The sequence below is a fragment of the Pseudomonas rosaeacicularis genome (assembly GCF_057128745.1).
On the sequence record NZ_JBSKHT010000003.1, the window covers coordinates 111,787 to 128,930 of the forward strand.

Annotated in this window: 16 protein-coding genes; 15 read left to right on the forward strand and 1 reads right to left on the reverse strand. The window is 59.2% G+C overall.

Features of this window, described 5'->3' with window-relative positions; genetic code table 11:
- Positions 1-256 precede the first annotated feature (256 nt).
- Both ACWKWM_RS05120 and ACWKWM_RS05125 read left to right on the forward strand, forming a co-directional pair.
- Positions 257-754 carry a DUF6231 family protein gene (locus ACWKWM_RS05120; protein ID WP_483845093.1) on the forward strand — a complete coding sequence of 166 codons (498 nt, stop codon included), beginning with the start codon at positions 257-259 and terminating at the stop codon, positions 752-754.
- A 10-nt stretch (positions 755-764) separates the two neighbouring features.
- On the forward strand, positions 765-1,238 hold the full coding sequence (locus tag ACWKWM_RS05125) for a YchJ family protein (RefSeq protein WP_483845094.1): 474 nt from the start codon (positions 765-767) through the stop codon (positions 1,236-1,238).
- Between the two features lie 72 nt (positions 1,239-1,310).
- On the opposite strand, the gene ACWKWM_RS05130 is transcribed toward ACWKWM_RS05125, so the two are convergent.
- Positions 1,311-1,910 (reverse strand): hypothetical protein, encoded by a 600-nt coding sequence (locus ACWKWM_RS05130; RefSeq protein ID WP_483845095.1) that lies wholly within the window; start codon positions 1,908-1,910, stop codon positions 1,311-1,313.
- A 100-nt stretch (positions 1,911-2,010) separates the two neighbouring features.
- On the opposite strand from ACWKWM_RS05130, the gene ACWKWM_RS05135 reads away from it, so the two are divergent.
- The 13 genes from ACWKWM_RS05135 to pdeM all read left to right on the forward strand — a co-directional run bounded on the left by ACWKWM_RS05135 (position 2,011) and on the right by pdeM (position 17,067).
- Positions 2,011-2,496 (forward strand): LEA/WHy family protein, encoded by a 486-nt coding sequence (locus ACWKWM_RS05135; RefSeq protein ID WP_483845096.1) that lies wholly within the window; start codon positions 2,011-2,013, stop codon positions 2,494-2,496.
- A gap of 5 nt (positions 2,497-2,501) precedes the next feature.
- On the forward strand, positions 2,502-2,711 hold the full coding sequence (locus tag ACWKWM_RS05140) for an SEC-C metal-binding domain-containing protein (RefSeq protein ID WP_483845097.1): 210 nt from the start codon (positions 2,502-2,504) through the stop codon (positions 2,709-2,711).
- Between the two features lie 123 nt (positions 2,712-2,834).
- Entirely contained in the window at positions 2,835-3,479 is a 645-nt protein-coding gene (locus ACWKWM_RS05145) for a glutathione binding-like protein (protein ID WP_483845098.1), read from the forward strand.
- Positions 3,480-3,707: 228 nt separating this feature from the next.
- Positions 3,708-6,191, forward strand: coding sequence for a penicillin acylase family protein (locus ACWKWM_RS05150; RefSeq protein ID WP_483845099.1), 2,484 nt, complete (start codon positions 3,708-3,710; stop codon positions 6,189-6,191).
- A 210-nt stretch (positions 6,192-6,401) separates the two neighbouring features.
- Positions 6,402-7,436: a ligase-associated DNA damage response exonuclease gene (locus ACWKWM_RS05155; RefSeq protein WP_483845100.1), complete on the forward strand. Its 1,035-nt coding sequence runs from the start codon at positions 6,402-6,404 to the stop codon at positions 7,434-7,436.
- Positions 7,433-9,148 (forward strand): ATP-dependent DNA ligase, encoded by a 1,716-nt coding sequence (locus tag ACWKWM_RS05160; protein ID WP_483845101.1) that lies wholly within the window; start codon positions 7,433-7,435, stop codon positions 9,146-9,148. The genes ACWKWM_RS05155 and ACWKWM_RS05160 overlap by 4 nt, the downstream gene beginning before the upstream one ends.
- Before the next feature lie 360 nt (positions 9,149-9,508).
- Complete coding sequence (locus ACWKWM_RS05165; RefSeq protein ID WP_483834386.1) at positions 9,509-10,291, forward strand: transporter substrate-binding domain-containing protein; 783 nt, start codon at positions 9,509-9,511, stop codon at positions 10,289-10,291.
- Positions 10,292-10,367: 76 nt separating this feature from the next.
- Complete coding sequence (locus ACWKWM_RS05170) at positions 10,368-11,096, forward strand: ABC transporter permease (protein ID WP_483834385.1); 729 nt, start codon at positions 10,368-10,370, stop codon at positions 11,094-11,096.
- Complete coding sequence (locus tag ACWKWM_RS05175; RefSeq protein ID WP_483834384.1) at positions 11,093-11,803, forward strand: ABC transporter permease; 711 nt, start codon at positions 11,093-11,095, stop codon at positions 11,801-11,803. The genes ACWKWM_RS05170 and ACWKWM_RS05175 overlap by 4 nt, the downstream gene beginning before the upstream one ends.
- Before the next feature lie 51 nt (positions 11,804-11,854).
- Entirely contained in the window at positions 11,855-12,973 is a 1,119-nt protein-coding gene (locus ACWKWM_RS05180; RefSeq protein WP_483845102.1) for a succinylglutamate desuccinylase/aspartoacylase family protein, read from the forward strand.
- Positions 12,974-12,985: 12 nt separating this feature from the next.
- Positions 12,986-13,750, forward strand: coding sequence for an ABC transporter ATP-binding protein (locus tag ACWKWM_RS05185; RefSeq protein ID WP_483845103.1), 765 nt, complete (start codon positions 12,986-12,988; stop codon positions 13,748-13,750).
- Between the two features lie 171 nt (positions 13,751-13,921).
- Complete coding sequence (locus tag ACWKWM_RS05190; protein ID WP_483845104.1) at positions 13,922-16,414, forward strand: ligase-associated DNA damage response DEXH box helicase; 2,493 nt, start codon at positions 13,922-13,924, stop codon at positions 16,412-16,414.
- Positions 16,411-17,067 (forward strand): ligase-associated DNA damage response endonuclease PdeM, encoded by a 657-nt coding sequence (gene pdeM / locus ACWKWM_RS05195; RefSeq protein WP_483845105.1) that lies wholly within the window; start codon positions 16,411-16,413, stop codon positions 17,065-17,067. Before ACWKWM_RS05190 ends, pdeM begins: the two co-directional genes overlap by 4 nt.
- The last annotated feature ends 77 nt before the right edge of the window (positions 17,068-17,144 follow it).

Here is a 17,144-nt window from a genome sequence, read left to right on the forward strand (position 1 = left end):
CCACTCCGCTACGTCATGCAGGGCAATACGACGTCGATTTCGGTGACCAGTGCTCACTGACCGGGTCAGTTGCACTCAATCATCGATCGATTTGTTCTGCACGATTGCGAAACGCTGAAACTGGAAAGGATCTTCTTTTGGGGTAGCCAAATGCCTTCACTCCGTACGTTTGGTCATGCGAGTGCAGTAAAAAGTTCAAGCGCTAGGCCATCTCGGCTCGGCAGGCTAGTCTTGCAGGCTTGATCAGGGGATTTAGATGACCGACAGTTTCTCCACTCGCACACCGCAGCAAGCCCTCGCGGCGTTGCTGGATCTGCAAGCGCCCAAGCGGCTTCTGTTAATTGGCGCGCAGGCGTTTCCAGCGCTGCAGGCCTTTCAGCAAGCGCATCCGAACACAGAAGTGGCGTTCGCAGCGCCCGGCCGCCTGCCGCCAGAACTGGCTGCTCAGCGGTTTGATCTGGCGCTGGTCGTCGATTGTCTGGAGCACATTCCCAAGCGCGAAGGCCTTGAATTGCTGGGCGGCATTCGTAATCTCAATGCCAGCCGTATTGCCGTGTTGGCCGACCTTAAAGCCGCGCAATGGCAGACCACCGATTTTTATTCGCTGGCGCTGCAACTGAGCGAACGCTTTGCGCGGGATGATCAAGTGCTGACGTTGTTCACCTATGATCTGCGTGAATACAAACAGGTCCCTGACTGGCTCAACGCCAAGTTTTGGGCTAACCCGGAAAACTTTGGCAAATACTGGTGGTGAGAGATCCCTCATGAGCAGTCCAATTTGTCCCTGCGGCAGTGGCAATCTGCTGAACGCCTGCTGCGGTCGTTATCACGCAGGCCAGCCCGCGCCCTGCGCCGAAGCCTTGATGCGTTCGCGCTACAGCGCTTATGTGCTGGGGCTGATCGATTATCTGGTGGCGACCACGCTGCCCGCGCAAGCAGCCGGGCTTGATCGGGCAGCGATCAGTCAATGGAGCGCGCAGAGCACCTGGCTTGGGCTGGAAGTTGAAAGCGCGCAGGTATTGGGCGGCAAGCCGGAACACGCGTTCGTGACCTTCACCGCGCGCTGGCACGACGGCGCCGGTGAGCACAGCCATCGCGAGCGTTCAGCGTTCGTGCAGCATCAGGACCGCTGGTATTTCATCGACCCGACCGTGCCGTTCAAGGCGGGACGCAACGATGCCTGCCCTTGCGGGAGTGAGCAGAAATTCAAGAAATGCTGCGCTGCTTACGTGAACTGAGCAGTTCCTGCAGATAATCCCCCACTGCGCAGACCACACCAGTCTGTGGGAGGGAGCAGACGGTGAGTTCGGTCAAGATTTTGCCAGGCTCAGGTGCGATGTATCGGGAGCAGGCCCTGCTGCCGGGCGTTTCAGTGACTCAATGTCGCTACCGGCGGGAGCCAGACTCAGACCGGACAAATCAAGACGCGGCGCCGCCGGTCTGGCTTTTGGGTCTTGAACGTTGCTGCCCAGGTCTGCGATGGAGAAGTCTGGCGCCTCAACATCAACAAACGCGGCCATGTACACGTCACGCGGTATTATCTGTTGATTGCCGGCTGCTTTGGTCGTGGTGGTGGCTTTGGGCAGCGACGGTTTACGCATCCAGGTCGGCTCGTCCGGCGGCGGCGCAAGCTCAACCTCCTCAACTTCGACTTCGGCCGCAGGTTCAGGCTCGGCCTCCACAGACATGGCGACCACTTCAACGAAAGCACCGGCGCGTTCAAGGGTGGAACGGTACTTTTCAGCGCCCGCTTGGTCCAGATTGTTTTTGAGCACCAGACGGCGCCCGGAGAACAACAGCGCAATGCGTGGGGCGTCCGCCTGGAACAATTTTGCCAGGTTGGTCTGGACCTTCTCTGCCTGGGCGCCGGGAACCAATTGGCCGGAAAATACAATTTCGTATAGCTTCACGGGTCAATACTCCTTCGACGCCTTGTGCGGATATCTAATAGACAGCAAGTTGCCCTCAATCGGTCCATTGCTAGACTCAAGCCCGACAGGGAGTAAATGAATGTTTTCTCATGTACGCGTTTTCCAAGTGGTCGGCCTATTGCTGCTGCTGGGATTGTCAGGGTGTTCGACCTGGATCACTGGCAGCTACGAAGACCCTGACGTTCGGCTGATGAAGGTCGAGGTGGTCAAGGCCAAATTGCTGCGCCAGGATTTCAAGCTGCGCTTTCGCGTTGACAACCCCAACGACTCAAGCGTGCTGGTGCGCGGGCTGCGTTACAAGATCCTGCTCAACGACATTCTGCTGAGTGAAGGAGAGTACAGCGACTGGTTCCTCGTCAAGGCCAATAGCCATAGAAATTTCTCCGTACCGGTGCGCACCAATCTCTGGGAGCACCTCAAGGACATTTCGAAAATGCTCGGCAAACCGAACCAGCCTATTCATTACCGACTGGAGGGCAAACTCAAGACCGGACTTTTATTCGGACATAGCGTGCGTCTTGGGCGTAACGGCGAGATAATCCCCGGCGATTTAATTCCGGAGTAACCCCGATGAACCAGCAAGCCCACGTGCACGGCCCTGATTGCGACCATGATCACGATCACGCGCATGACCACCAACACGATCACGGCCACGTCCACGGCCCGCACTGCAACCATGAGCCGCAAGAGCCTGTGCGCAATGCATTGAAGGATGTAGGCCGCAACGCCCCTTGCCCATGCGGCAGCGAGAAGAAATTCAAAAAATGCCACGGCGCCTGATGGCCGCCCGCATTGCCAACGGCCTGTGAATCAGGCCGTTTTCATTTGTATCGCCGCGCTGCAAAAGAGTAAAACAAGCGTCAGCCTGAGACGGCAGTTGTCTTGACTCATTTGGAGCTATCGATGATCGACCTGCATTACTGGACCACACCTAACGGCCACAAAGTTTCCATTTTTCTGGAAGAAGCGGGCCTTCCGTACAAGATCTTCCCGGTAAACATTGGCAAGAACGATCAGTTCGAGCCTGACTTTTTGAAGATCGCCCCCAACAATCGCATCCCAGCCATTGTCGACCACACCCCGGCCGATGGCGGTGAGCCGCTGAGCCTGTTCGAATCCGGCGCGATCCTGCTTTATCTGGCCGAGAAGACTGGCCAGTTCATCGCCAAGGATCTGCGCGGCCGCGAAGAAGTGCTGCAATGGCTGTTTTGGCAAATGGGCGGTCTGGGACCGATGGCCGGGCAAAACCACCATTTCAACCGGTTCGCAAAAGAGAAGATTCCTTACGCGATCACTCGCTACGTCAACGAAACGGCCCGTCTGTACGGCGTGCTGAACAAGCGTCTGGCGGATCGGGCGTATGTCGCCGGCGAGGATTACAGCATCGCCGACATGGCGATCTATCCGTGGATCGTGCCGCACACGTTCCAGGAACAAAACCTGGACGACTTCCCCCACCTCAAGCGTTGGTTCGACAGCGTAGCCAGCCGTGATGCGGTGAAGCGGGCGTATGCGTTAGTGGACAAGATCAATCCGCCAAAGCCCTGAGCATATCGGGCTTTTTGTAGGAGCTGACGAGCAGCGTGAGGCTGCGATCGCGATTTGCCTGACACACCGCATCGCGGCCTCGCGTTGCTCGTCAGCTCCTACAGGTATGTGATCGCTGCGACTTACTTTGAAATGCCCCGAAATAAACACCTGCTCCCCGCTTGCGCGCGGCCTGCCCGCTCACTAACGTAGCGGCTTTCGTACGCCTACCCCCGCAGGAGCTTCAACATGGCCTCGCCAGCCCTCTTATTTGTAAAAAACCGGTTCGGCGTTGCCGCAGCCATGACGGGGCTTTTGGGCCTTGCGGGTTGCCAGTTGAATGGAGGTGACAGCAGCACCCTGCCGCCTGCCAACGGGGTGTTCGCCATCAAGGGCCTCGCGCAAAACGTCTCTGTACGCCGCAACAATCAGGGCATGCCGCTGATTGAGAGCAGCACCTTTCACGACGCGCTGTTTACTTTGGGTTACGTGCACGCGACCGATCGCATCAGTCAAATGGTGCAAATGCGCTTGCTGGCCCAGGGGCGTCTGTCGGAAATCGCAGGCCCTGGCGCTTTGGATCTTGACCGCATGATGCGCGCCGCCAACCTCAAGCAAAACGCCAGTGAGCTTTATGCTGCGTCGTCGCCGCGCCTGAAACGCTTTTTCGAAGTCTATGCGCGCGGAGTCAACGCTTACCTGTTCCGCTACCGCGATAAACTCCCGGCCGATTTGGCGGAATCGGGCTACAAGCCTGAGTACTGGAAACCGGAAGACTCAGCGCTGATCTTCAGCCTGCTGAATTTCAGTCTGTCGGTGAACCTGCAGGAGGAAATTTCCTCGCTGGTGCTGGCGCAGAAAGTCGGAACTGACAAGCTCGCCTGGCTGCTGCCCACTTACCCCGATGAAGAATTACCCTTCGCCGAAGCCGAAAAGCTCAAGGGCCTGAATCTTGGCACGCAGTTGCCAGGGCTAAGTGATCTGGACAAGGCGGCGTTGCAACTGTCGGACCTCAACCTGCTGGGCGTTGCAGCTTCGAATAACTGGGCCATCGCGCCACAGCGTGCGCGCACCGGCAAAAGCCTGCTCGCCACAGACAGTCAGTTGCCGACCACACTGCCGTCGATGTGGAATTTCGTGCAGATCCGCGCGCCGAAATATCAGGCCGCAGGCGTGACCGTCGCCGGTCTGCCGCTGGTGTTGTCGGGCTTCAATGGCAAGCTGGCGTGGGGCATGGGCCCGGTGCTGGGCGACAATCAGGACCTGTTCCTGGAAAAGATCAAACGCGAAAACAATCGCCTGATGTACATGGCCGACGGCAAATGGCTGCCGGCCACTGCCCATGAAGAAACCTTCTTCGTCAAAGGTCAGCGCCCGGTGCGCGAAGCGGCCTACGCGACACGCCACGGCGCTTTGCTCAATGGCAGCTCGGCGCAGCTCAACACCGGCTTGGGCATTGCCCTGCAGACCCCCGATGCCAAAGACGACAAAACCCTGGATGCCTTGTTCGACCTGACCCGAGCGCAGACCGTCGAGAGAGGTTTTGACACCACCCGCGAGATCCGCGCGATCACGCTGAACATGGTGTTCGCCGATGCCTCGAACGTCGGCTGGCAGGTGACGGGCAAGTACCCGAATCGTCGCGAAGGTCTGGGCCTGATTCCTTCGCCGGGTTGGGACAGCCGATTTGACTGGGACGGTTTCGCCGACGCGATGCTGCACCCCTACGATCAGGACCCGCAGTCCGGCTGGATTGGTAATGCCAATAACCGCACGATGACCAAGGGTTATGGCATGCAGCTGTCCAATTCTTGGGATTATCCGGAACGTGCCGAACGCATCGCCGAACTGGCCAACAGCGGCAAGCAGGACAGCCGCAGCACCATCGCGATGCAATACGACCAGACCACCACGTTCGCCGCCAAACTGAAGAAAATGTTCGAAGCGCCGGGCATGTCCCAGCCGCTCAAGAAAGCCATCGACGCCTTGCCAGCCCCTGAGCGAGACAAGGCCCGCGAGGCCTACACGCGCTTGATGGCGTTCGACGGTAAACTGTCGCCGACTTCCGCCGATGCGGCGATTTATGAGCTGTTTTTGCAGGAAAGCGCCAAGCAGATTTTCCTTGATGAGCTGGGGCCAGAAAGCAGCCTGGCCTGGAAAGCGCTGGTGCAGGATGCGGACCTTTCCTACTCCGCTCAGGCCGATCACCTGCTGGGGCGTGACGACAGTCCGTATTGGGATGACGTGAAAACCCCGCAGAAGGAAGACAAACCGGCGATTCTGGCGCGCAGTCTGGCGGCGGCAATCACGTCGGGCGACAGCCTGTTGGGCGGCGATCACAAGGCCTGGCAGTGGGGCAAATTGCATCACTACGGCTGGACCAGCCAAAGCGCGCAGCTCGCGGCGGCTTTGAGCGACAGCAAGCCGAGCCTGTTCAAAGGTCCGATGGCGGCAGGCGGCGATCACACCACGCTGAATGCGTCAGGCTATCGCTGGGGTCAGGATTTCGACGCCGTGCAGGCTTCGACCTTGCGCATGATCGTCGACTTCTCGCAGCAGGAACCGATGATGGGTCAGAACGGCGCAGGCCAATCGGGTAACCCTGCCAGCCCCAATTATGCCGACGGCATCGAGCCTTGGCTGAAAGGTCAGTACTTGTCGATTCCGATGCAGCCGGAGAATTTCGAGAAGGTTTACGGCAAACAGCGGCTGACGTTGACGCCTGGGAAGTAACGAATACCACCATCCTGTAGAAGCTGCCGAAGGCTGCGATAGCGGTGCATCAGGCAGACCGGAATCGCAGCCTTCGGCAGCTCCTACAGGGGTTTCGCATATTGATGGTGCCCACGCTCCGCATGGGCATGCAGCCTCGGACGCTGAAAATGGGAACGATCATCGGCCCATCCCGCTCATAACTGACAAGCCCCTCCATCTGGTCATCCCATGGATCTTGTCATCGCCCGCCCCGAAGGTTTGTACTGCCCGCCCGGAGATTTCTACATCGATCCGTGGCGTCCGGTCGAACGCGCGGTCATCACCCACGGCCATGGCGATCACGCCCACACCGGCAACAAACACTATCTGGCCGCCGCCCCTGGCGAAGGCATTCTGCGCCAGCGTCTAGGGCAGGACATCAACCTGCAAACCCTGGAATACGGCGAAAGCATCACCCACCACGGCGTAAAGCTAAGTCTTCACCCTGCCGGCCATGTACTGGGTTCGGCACAGGTGCGCCTGGAATATGAAGGCGAAGTCTGGGTTGCCTCCGGCGACTACAAAGTGGAACCGGATGGCACCTGCGCGCCATTTGAACCGGTGCGTTGCCACACTTTCATCACCGAATCCACCTTCGGCCTGCCTATCTATCGCTGGGCGCCGCAATCAGAAATCTTCAGCGGCATCAACGATTGGTGGCGAGAGAACGCTGCCGTGGGCAAGGCCAGCGTCTTGTTCGCCTACTCTTTCGGCAAAGCACAGCGAATTCTGCACGGTGTCGACCCCAGCATCGGTCCGATTCTGGTCCATGGCGCCGTCGAACCGTTGAATCGCGTGTACCGGGCCGCAGGCATCCGCATCCCAGAAACCCAATATGCCGGCGACTTCAAAAAGACTGACCCTGCCCTGCGCCAGGCCTTGATCATCGCGCCGCCATCAGCCGGTGGCAGCACCTGGATGCGCCGTTTTGGCGAATTCAGCGATGCGTTCGCCAGTGGCTGGATGATGCTGCGGGGGCCAAGGCGTCGCCGCGGCGTTGATCGGGGCTTTGTGCTATCCGACCACGCAGACTGGCCGGGCTTGCTCTGGGCGATTGAAAACACTGGCGCCGAGCGAGTGATGGTGACGCACGGCTCGGTAGCGATCCTGGTGCGTTACCTGCGTGAACTGGGCCTCGATGCCCAAGGCTTCACCACCGAATACGGCGCCGAGGAAGACGAAGTGGCAACGACGCCAGAACCTACCAGCGAGGCCTCTGCATGAAGGCTTTCGCCGAGCTGTATTCTGCGCTCGATGCGACCACGTCGAGCAACGCCAAACTGGCCGCCATGCAGCAGTACTTCACTGCGGCCGCGCCCGAAGATGCGGCGTGGGCGGTGTACTTTTTATCCGGCGGGCGACCTCGGCAACTGGTGCCAACGCGCCTGTTGAGAGAGCAGGCAATCACGCTGTCCGGCCTGCCCGAGTGGCTGTTCGAGGAAAGTTATCAAGCCGTGGGCGACATCGCTGAAACACTGTCATTGCTGCTACCCCAGGCCGAACACAGCTCCGACGAAGGTTTGGCGACCTGGATGGAAAACAAGTTGCTGCCCCTGCGCGGCCTGCCACCCGAAGAATTGATGGAGCGCCTGCCGATGTTCTGGGCGCAACTGGATCGCCTGAGCTTGATGGTCTGCCTGAAGCTGATCACCGGCAGTTTTCGGGTCGGCGTGTCGAAGCTGTTGGTCACCCGCGCCCTCGCCGCGCTGGCCGAAATCGACAGTAAACGCGTGGCACAACGCCTGGTGGGTTACACCGATTTGTCTCACCGCCCCAGCGCCGAGGGCTACTTGAAGCTGATCGCCGCTGAGTCCGAAGACGAACATGCCCAGCGCGGCGGTCAGCCTTATCCGTTCTTCCTCGCCCACGCGCTGCAGCAACCGGTGGATCAGTTCGAAACGCTCTTGGGACCGGCTGAAAACTGGCAGGTTGAATGGAAGTGGGATGGCATCCGCGCGCAGATCGTCAAGCGCGAAGGCCGTTTGTGGATCTGGTCCCGAGGCGAAGAGTTGGTTACCGAGCGCTTTCCCGAACTGCACAGCCTGACCCAGGCGCTGCCTGACGGCACGGTGATCGATGGTGAAATTGTGGTGTGGAAGGCGCCTGTCATCGAGGCCGAAAGCGGCGAGGGCTTTAGCTTGGACACGCCTGCTCCCGGCACACCAGACGCTGACTCGCCCTCGGTTCAGCCCTTTGCTTTGCTGCAACAGCGCATCGGCCGCAAGACGTTGGGCAAGAAGATTCTCGAAGACGTGCCGGTGGTGATCCTCGCCTACGATCTGCTCGAATGGGAAGGCCACGATTGGCGCAGTCGCCCTCAGCACGAACGTCGCTCGCAGCTCGAGACATTGATTGCGCAGTGCGACAGCCCGGTGTTGCTGCCCTCTCCGGTGCTCAGCGGCAAGGATTGGCTGGACCTCGGCAAACAGCGCGAGGCCTCACGCAGCCTGGGCGTCGAGGGCATGATGCTCAAGGCCCGGGACTCGATGTACGGCGTTGGCCGGACCAAGGACATGGGCGTCTGGTGGAAGTGGAAAGTCGATCCGTTCAGCGTCGACGCCGTGTTGATTTACGCGCAACGCGGCCATGGTCGTCGGGCCAGTTTGTACAGCGACTACACATTCGCCGTATGGGACGGGCCGGAAGACGCCAGCGAACGCACGCTGGTACCCTTCGCCAAGGCGTATTCCGGGCTGACCGACGTAGAAATGCGCAAAGTCGATGCGATCATCCGCAAAACCACGGTCGAGAAATTCGGCCCGGTGCGCAGCGTGACGCCGACTCTGGTGTTCGAGCTGGGTTTTGAAGGGATTGCGCTCTCGAAGCGTCACAAGAGCGGGATCGCGGTGCGCTTTCCGAGGATGCTCAGATGGCGACTGGACAAACCGGTCGCCGAAGCCGACAGCCTGGCAACGTTGCAGGACTTGCTGAGCTGAGCACTGTTTTAGTGCGCTCATATACGCGCGCACCAGTTTGGATAAGTGTAGAAGCGCACTTGCCTGCGAAAGCATTGTGTCAGGCACCAGAAGTGACACTGGCCGACCGCAATCGCGGGCAAGCGCGTTCCTACAAATTTGCTGCAGCGCTGATCCCGCATTACCGCTACTCTCCCACCCGCTCGCAATCGGTAAAAATCCCGAAAGATGGCGCTAAGTCATCATTGCGACAACTGCGTACATTTAAAACGCACGTTCGTATCTTTGGTTCGGAAATTGCTGTCTATTTGCGGTCTGGCACTCGCCGGTAGCAAGCCTTCGCGTGTTCCCAACGCTCAATTTGGTTTTAAGGACTGAACGATGAAAAAAGCATGGCTGACCCTTTCTGCACTCGCCATCTGTCTGGCCGCTGGTAATGCAATGGCCAAGGAATACAAGGAGCTGCGTTTTGGCGTCGATCCTTCGTACGCACCCTTCGAATCGAAAGCTGCTGACGGCAGCCTGGTTGGCTTCGACATCGATCTGGGCAATGCGATCTGCGCGGAACTGAAGGTCAAGTGCAAGTGGGTCGAAAGCGATTTCGACGGCATGATCCCTGGCCTGAAAGCCAACAAGTTTGACGGCGTCATCTCGTCCATGACCGTTACCGACGCACGCTCGAAAGTCATCGACTTCTCGTCCGAACTGTTCTCCGGCCCTACTTCGCTGGTGTTCAAGAAAGGCGCTGGTTTCACTGAAGACCCGGCTTCGCTGAAAGGCAAAACCGTTGGCTACGAGCAAGGCACCATCCAGGAAGCCTACGCCAAGGCCGTTCTGGACAAGGCTGGCGTAAAAACCCAGGCCTACGCCAACCAGGATCAGGTTTACGCTGACTTGGTATCGGGTCGTCTCGACGCCTCCGTTCAAGACATGCTGCAAGCCGAACTGGGCTTCCTGAAGTCGCCACAAGGTGCTGGCTACGAAGTCAGCAAGCCAATCGACAACCCATTGCTGCCAGCTAAAACTGCGGTCGGCATCTCGAAAGGTAACAAAGACCTGAAAGCACTTTTGGATAAAGGTATCAAAGCGTTACACGACGACGGCAAATACGCCGAGATCCAGAAGAAGCACTTCGGTGATCTGAATCTGTACAGCGGTAAATAAGAAAACAGACGCCCGTTGATTTCAGCGAGAATCCCTCCGCTGACAACGGGCGTTTTATTGACTGTATAGGTTGCACATGTTCGAAACCCTCCTGCAAAACCTAGGACTGTCGGCGTTCAGCTTGAAAGGCTTCGGCCCATTGCTGCTCGAAGGCACCTGGATGACCATCAAATTATCGCTGATGTCGCTGCTGCTGAGCATCGTGCTCGGCCTGCTCGGCGCCAGTGCCAAGTTGTCGAAATCCGCCCTTCTGCGAGTACCCGCTCAGGTCTATACGACCTTGATCCGTGGCGTGCCCGATCTGGTGCTGATGCTGTTGATCTTCTACAGCCTGCAAACCTGGCTGAGTACCCTGACCGACGCGATGGAATGGGACTACATCGAAATCGATCCTTTCAGCGCAGGCGTGATCACTCTTGGCTTCATCTATGGCGCCTACTTCACAGAAACCTTCCGTGGCGCGATCCTCGCCGTGCCTCGCGGTCAGGTCGAAGCCGGCACTGCGTATGGCCTGTCCCGCAGTCAGCGTTTTCGTTACGTGGTATTCCCGCAGATGATGCGTTTCGCGTTGCCTGGCATCGGAAACAACTGGCAAGTGGTGCTTAAAGCCACCGCGCTGGTGTCAATTATCGGCCTTGCTGACTTGGTTAAAGCCGCGCAGGACGCCGGCAAAAGTACCTATCAGCTGTTCTACTTTCTGGTCCTTGCAGCGCTGATCTACCTGTTGATCACCAGTGCATCAAACTTTGCATTGCGCTGGGCTGAAAGACGTTACGCCGCAGGCAGCCGGGAGGCGCAACGATGATTGAATTGCTTCAGGAATACTGGCGAGCCTTCCTTTATACCGACGGCCAGAACATCACCGGTCTGGCGATGACGATGTGGCTGCTCAGTGCTTCGATCGCCATTGGTTTTATCGTGTCGATTCCGCTGTCCATCGCCCGCGTCTCCCGCAATCCGCTGGTACGCTGGCCGGTGCAGTTCTACACCTATCTGTTTCGTGGCACGCCGCTGTATATCCAGCTGCTGATTTGCTACACCGGGATCTACAGCATCGCTGCGGTGCGTGAGCAACCGATGCTCGGCGCGTTCTTCCGCGACGCGATGAACTGCACGATCCTCGCCTTCGCCCTGAACACCTGCGCGTACACCACCGAGATTTTCGCGGGTGCGATCCGCAGCATGAATCACGGCGAAGTCGAAGCGGCCAAGGCCTACGGTCTGACAGGCTGGAAGCTGTATGCCTACGTGATCATGCCGTCGGCCCTGCGTCGCTCGCTGCCTTATTACAGCAACGAAGTGATTCTGATGCTGCACTCGACCACCGTGGCCTTCACGGCCACGGTGCCGGACATCCTGAAAGTGGCGCGCGATGCGAACTCGGCGACCTTCCTGACGTTCCAGTCGTTCGGGATCGCTGCGCTGATTTACCTGACGGTCACATTCATTCTGGTCGGACTGTTCCGACTGGCCGAGCGCCGCTGGCTGGCGTTCCTCGGACCCTCTCACTAAGGCTTACTTTCCAGGCTGCGACCCTCAGGCCCGTTTATTCAGGAATGCTCAATGCGACACCAGACACATGACCTGCTGGCCCCGGTGCCCGGCACGGCGCGGCAGATTCACAGCTTTCACTACGGCCCGGAAAACGGCGCCTGCAAAATCTACATTCAGGCGTCACTGCACGCCGATGAACTGCCCGGCATGATGGTGGCCTGGTACCTCAAGCAACGGCTGGCCGAGCTGGAACGCGCCGGTCAACTGTTGGGCGAAATCGTCGTGGTGCCGGTCGCTAACCCGATTGGCCTTGAACAAGTGCTGATGGACATTCCGCTGGGCCGTTATGAGCTGGAAAGCGGGCAGAACTTCAACCGGCTGTTTGTTGACCTGAGCCAACAGGTGGGCGATGAAATCGAATCAGGCCTGACCGACGATTCCGATCACAACGTACGACTGATCCGCACGACGCTGCTTGCAGCGCTGAAAGCCCGCGTACCCGGCACGCAGCTTGAGTCCCAGCGCCTGGTGCTGCAAAGCCTGGCGTGCGATGCCGACATGGTGCTCGACCTGCACTGCGATTTCGAAGCGGTAGAACATTTGTACACCACGCCCGAGGCCTGGCCGCAGGTCGAGCCGCTGGCGCGTTACCTCGGCTCCCAGGCAAATCTGCTGGCGACCGACTCCGGCGGGCAGTCATTCGACGAGTGCTTTACGCTGGTGTGGTGGCAATTGCAGCAGCGTTTTGCCGGCCGGTTCGATCTGCCGCTGGGCAGCTTTTCGGTGACTCTGGAATTGCGCGGCCAAGGCGACGTTTGTCACGCCCTTGGCAGCCGCGACTGTCAGGCGATCATCAGTTACCTCATGCACTACGGTGCAATATCCGGGCAACCCGAAGATCAACCTCAATTGCTCTACCCCGCTACGCCGTTGGCCGGGGTTGAACCGGTTGCCACCCCTGTTGGCGGTCTGCTGGTGTTCTGCACACTGCCGGGCGAGCACGTCGAGGCAGGGCAACTGATCGCTGAAGTCATTGACCCGATCAGTGATGCGGTGACCCCGATCCACGCGCTCAACGCCGGCCTGATGTACGCCCGCTCCTTGCGACGCATGGCGACAGCGGGCATGGTCGTTGCGCACATCGCCGGTGCTGACGCCTACCGCAGCGGCTACCTACTTTCACCTTAAGGATTGCCAGTCATGTACAAACTGACCATCGACGGCCTGCATAAAAGCTACGGCGACCACCAGGTGCTCAAAGGCGTTTCGCTCAAGGCCAACGTCGGCGACGTGATCTGCCTGATCGGCGCCAGTGGCTCGGGCAAAAGCACCTTCCTGCGCTGCATCAACTTTCTCGAGCAACCAAACGACGGCGCCATGAGCCTGGATGGCCAGCAAATCCGTATGGTCGCTGACGCCAGCGGCATGCGCGTGGCTGACCCAGCCGAGCTGCAACGTATTCGCACCCGCCTGGCGATGGTGTTCCAGCACTTCAATTTGTGGAGCCACATGACGGTACTGGAAAACATCACCATGGCGCCGCGCCGGGTGTTGGGCGTGTCCAGGGTCGAAGCCGAAGAGCGTGCTCGCAAGTACCTGGACAAGGTCGGTTTGCCGGCGCGCGTTGCGGACCAGTACCCGGCGTTTCTGTCTGGCGGCCAGCAACAGCGTGTGGCCATCGCCCGCGCCCTGGCGATGGAACCGGAGATCATGCTGTTTGATGAGCCCACTTCTGCCCTCGACCCGGAGTTAGTGGGTGAAGTGCTGAAGGTGATTCAAGGTCTGGCCGAAGAAGGTCGGACGATGATTCTGGTGACTCACGAAATGGGTTTCGCGCGCAAAGTAGCCAATCAGGTGGTGTTCCTCCATCAGGGCCAGATCGAAGAGATCGGCCACCCGGATGACGTGCTGGGCAGTCCGAAGAGCGAGCGTTTGCAGCAGTTCCTGAGCGGGAATCTGAAGTAACCTTCGATCCTCTGTAGGAGCGAACTTGTTCGCGAGGCGGCGTACCTGATACACCGCATTCTTCCTCGCCAACAAGTTGGCTCTTACAGGAGGGCGTCAGCACAAACTTCAAACTAATCCCCTCCCCCGGCTGTCTCTGACTTAACCCTGCTCAGAGCTCACAGCCCACGCATGCCCAAATCCCCCGATTTCGCCCAGCGATGGTTTGCAGCACGCGGCTGGAAGGCGTTCCCTTTCCAGAAAGAAGTCTGGAAAGCAGTCAAAGAGGGCCAATCGGGCCTGCTGCATGCCAGTACTGGTGCGGGCAAAACCTACTCGGTCTGGTTCGGCGCCCTCAACAGCTTCGCTGAAGCGGTAAAGCCCACTCTCGACAACAAGCCGCGCAAACGCAAAGTACCGGCACCGCCGCTCACCGTCTTGTGGATCACACCGATGCGCGCGCTGGCCGCAGACACCGCGCGCGCGCTTGAGGCGCCGCTCAAAGAGCTCGACATTCCGTGGTCCATCGGCCTGCGCACGGGCGATACCAGCAGCAGCGAGCGTGCGAAACAGGGCAGGCGCTTGCCGACCGCGCTGATCACTACGCCAGAAAGCCTGACATTGCTACTCACCCGTGCCGATGCCCACGTCGCCCTTTCGCCATTGAAAATGATCGTCGTCGATGAATGGCACGAACTGATCGGCAACAAGCGCGGCGTGCAGTTGCAACTGGCGTTGGCGCGTCTGCGAAAGTGGAATCCAGACCTGATCGTCTGGGGGCTATCTGCAACGCTTGGCAATCAGGCCCACGCGCAACAAGTGTTGTTGGGCGAAGGCGGCGTTACGGTTCAGGGCAAAGTGGTCAAGGAGCTCATTGTTGACACCTTGCTGCCTGCCAGCATCGAGCGTTTTCCCTGGGCTGGCCACATGGGGCTGCGGATGCTGCCCCAAGTGGTGAAGGAAGTGGACAGCAGCGCCAGTTGCCTGCTGTTCACCAATACTCGGGCGCAATCGGAAATCTGGTATCAGGCGCTGCTGGATGCTCGCCCCGACTGGGCCGGACTGATCGCCTTGCATCACGGATCACTCGCGCGCGAGGTGCGCGACTGGGTCGAGCGCGCACTGAAGGAAGGCCACCTTAAAGCAGTGGTCTGTACGTCGAGTCTCGACTTGGGCGTGGACTTTCTGCCGGTGGAGCGGGTGCTCCAGATCGGCTCGCCCAAAGGCGTCGCGCGGTTGATGCAGCGCGCAGGGCGCTCAGGCCATGCCCCCGGGCGTCCCTCGCGCGTCACGCTGGTGCCCACTCACAGCCTGGAATTAGTGGAAGCGGCCGCTGCTCACGACGCAGTGGCTGCCCGCCTGATCGAACCCAGGGAATCGCCCCACAAGTCCCTGGACGTTCTTGTACAGCATTTGGTGAGTATGGCGCTGGGCGGCGGATTTAAGCCTGACGAATTGCTGGCCGAGGTTCGCACAGCCTGGGCGTATCAGGATTTGGGCGATGAAGAATGGGAGTGGGCGTTGCTGTTCGTTCGCCAAGGCGGGCACTCGTTGACCGCTTACCCCGATTACCAGCGCGTGGAGCCGGATGACAACGGCATCTGGCGTGTACCTGACGCTCGTTTGGCCAGGCGCCACAGGATGAGCGTCGGCACCATCGTCAGCGATGCCAGCATCAACGTGAAGTGGTGGAGCAAGGGCGGTGGCGGCGGTTCATTGGGCAGCGTTGAAGAAGGTTTTATCGCGCGCCTCAAGCCAGGCGATGGTTTTCTCTTCGGAGGAAGGCTGCTGGAACTGGTACGGGTCGAGAACATGAGCGCCTACGTTAAGCGCGCTACAACAAAAAAGGCTGCTGTCCCACGCTGGAATGGTGGGCGGATGCCACTGTCCAGCGAATTGGCTGACGCTGTGGTGGAAAAATTCGATGCCGCCGCGCAGGGCGATTTCTCAAGTCCGGAGATGCAGGCCGTCAGACCGCTGCTCGACGTGCAGACGGAGTGGTCGGCGCTGCCGCGCAAAAGCACATTGCTGGCCGAGGTGCTGAAATCTCGTGAAGGCTGGCATTGCTTTCTCTATCCGTTCGCAGGCCGTCACGTACATTTGGGGCTTGCCAGCCTGCTGGCCTGGCGCTTGAGCCGGGATCAGCCGCTGACGTTTTCCATCGCGGTCAACGATTACGGCTTCGAATTGCTCAGCGCGACAGAAATCGACTGGGCTGCGCAGTTAAAGCCTGACCTGTTTAGCGAGAATGAGTTATTGCCTGACATCATCGCCAGCCTGAATGCGGGCGAACTGGCATTGCGGCGCTTTCGGGAAATCGCCCGCATTGCCGGGCTGGTGTTCTCCGGTTATCCGGGAGCGCCCAAAAGTAATCGACAGCTTCAGGCCTCTAGCGGACTGTTTTTTGAAGTCTTCAAACAATATGACGCAGGCAATCTGCTGCTGACCCAGGCCGAGGAAGAAGTCATGCGTCAGGAACTGGACGTCACCCGCCTTGAACACACGTTGCAGCGCATCAACAGCCGTCAGCTGGACTTGCACGTTATCAAGCGGCCTACCCCGCTGGCCTTCCCATTATTGGTGGAGCGTATGCGGGAAAGTCTGAGTAGCGAAAAACTGGCTGACCGAATCGCACGGATGGTCCGTGACCTGGAGAAAGCCGCCGGGCCTGAGGGTGGCGCATGAAGTCATGGTTGCCTATCGAACTGGCCGGCGCGGAACTGTATTTACTGGCGGACAAAGCGATTTATTACCCGGCCCAACGCTGCCTGCTGATTGCCGACGCGCATTTTGGCAAGGCCGCGGCCTATCGCAAGCTGGGTCAGCCCGTCCCTCATGGCACTACGGAAAACAATCTGCATCGCCTGGACGCATTGCTGCGCGCATGGCCCTGCGATCGGTTGATCTTCCTGGGGGATTTCTTGCACGCCCCGGAATCTCACGCGGCGGGCACCTTGGGGGCGCTGGCCAAGTGGCGATCACAGCATGCCGCGCTCCGCATCACGCTGATCCGCGGAAACCATGACAAGCGCGCGGGAGACCCGCCGGAGCGCCTGGACATCGAGGTAGTGACGGAGCCATTGTTGTTGGAGCCCTTTGCGTTACAGCACGAGCCAGACCCTCACCCCACGCATCACGTACTGGCCGGGCATGTCCATCCCGCTTACCGTTTGTACGGCAAGGGACGACAACGCCTGCGATTGGCGTGTTTTTACGTGCAGAAGTCGCTGACGCTATTGCCAGCGTTCGGCGCATTTACGGGTGGGATGAATATCGAGCGAGCGCAGGACAGCCGCATATTTGTTGTAGGAGACGAGGCGATTTGGGAAGCGCATTGAAGTTTTAAAAGGGGCTGGAACGTTTCAAACGGGTATTGTGTGGTGAAAGTTCCCCACCCAGGCACACGCTTGGGCAG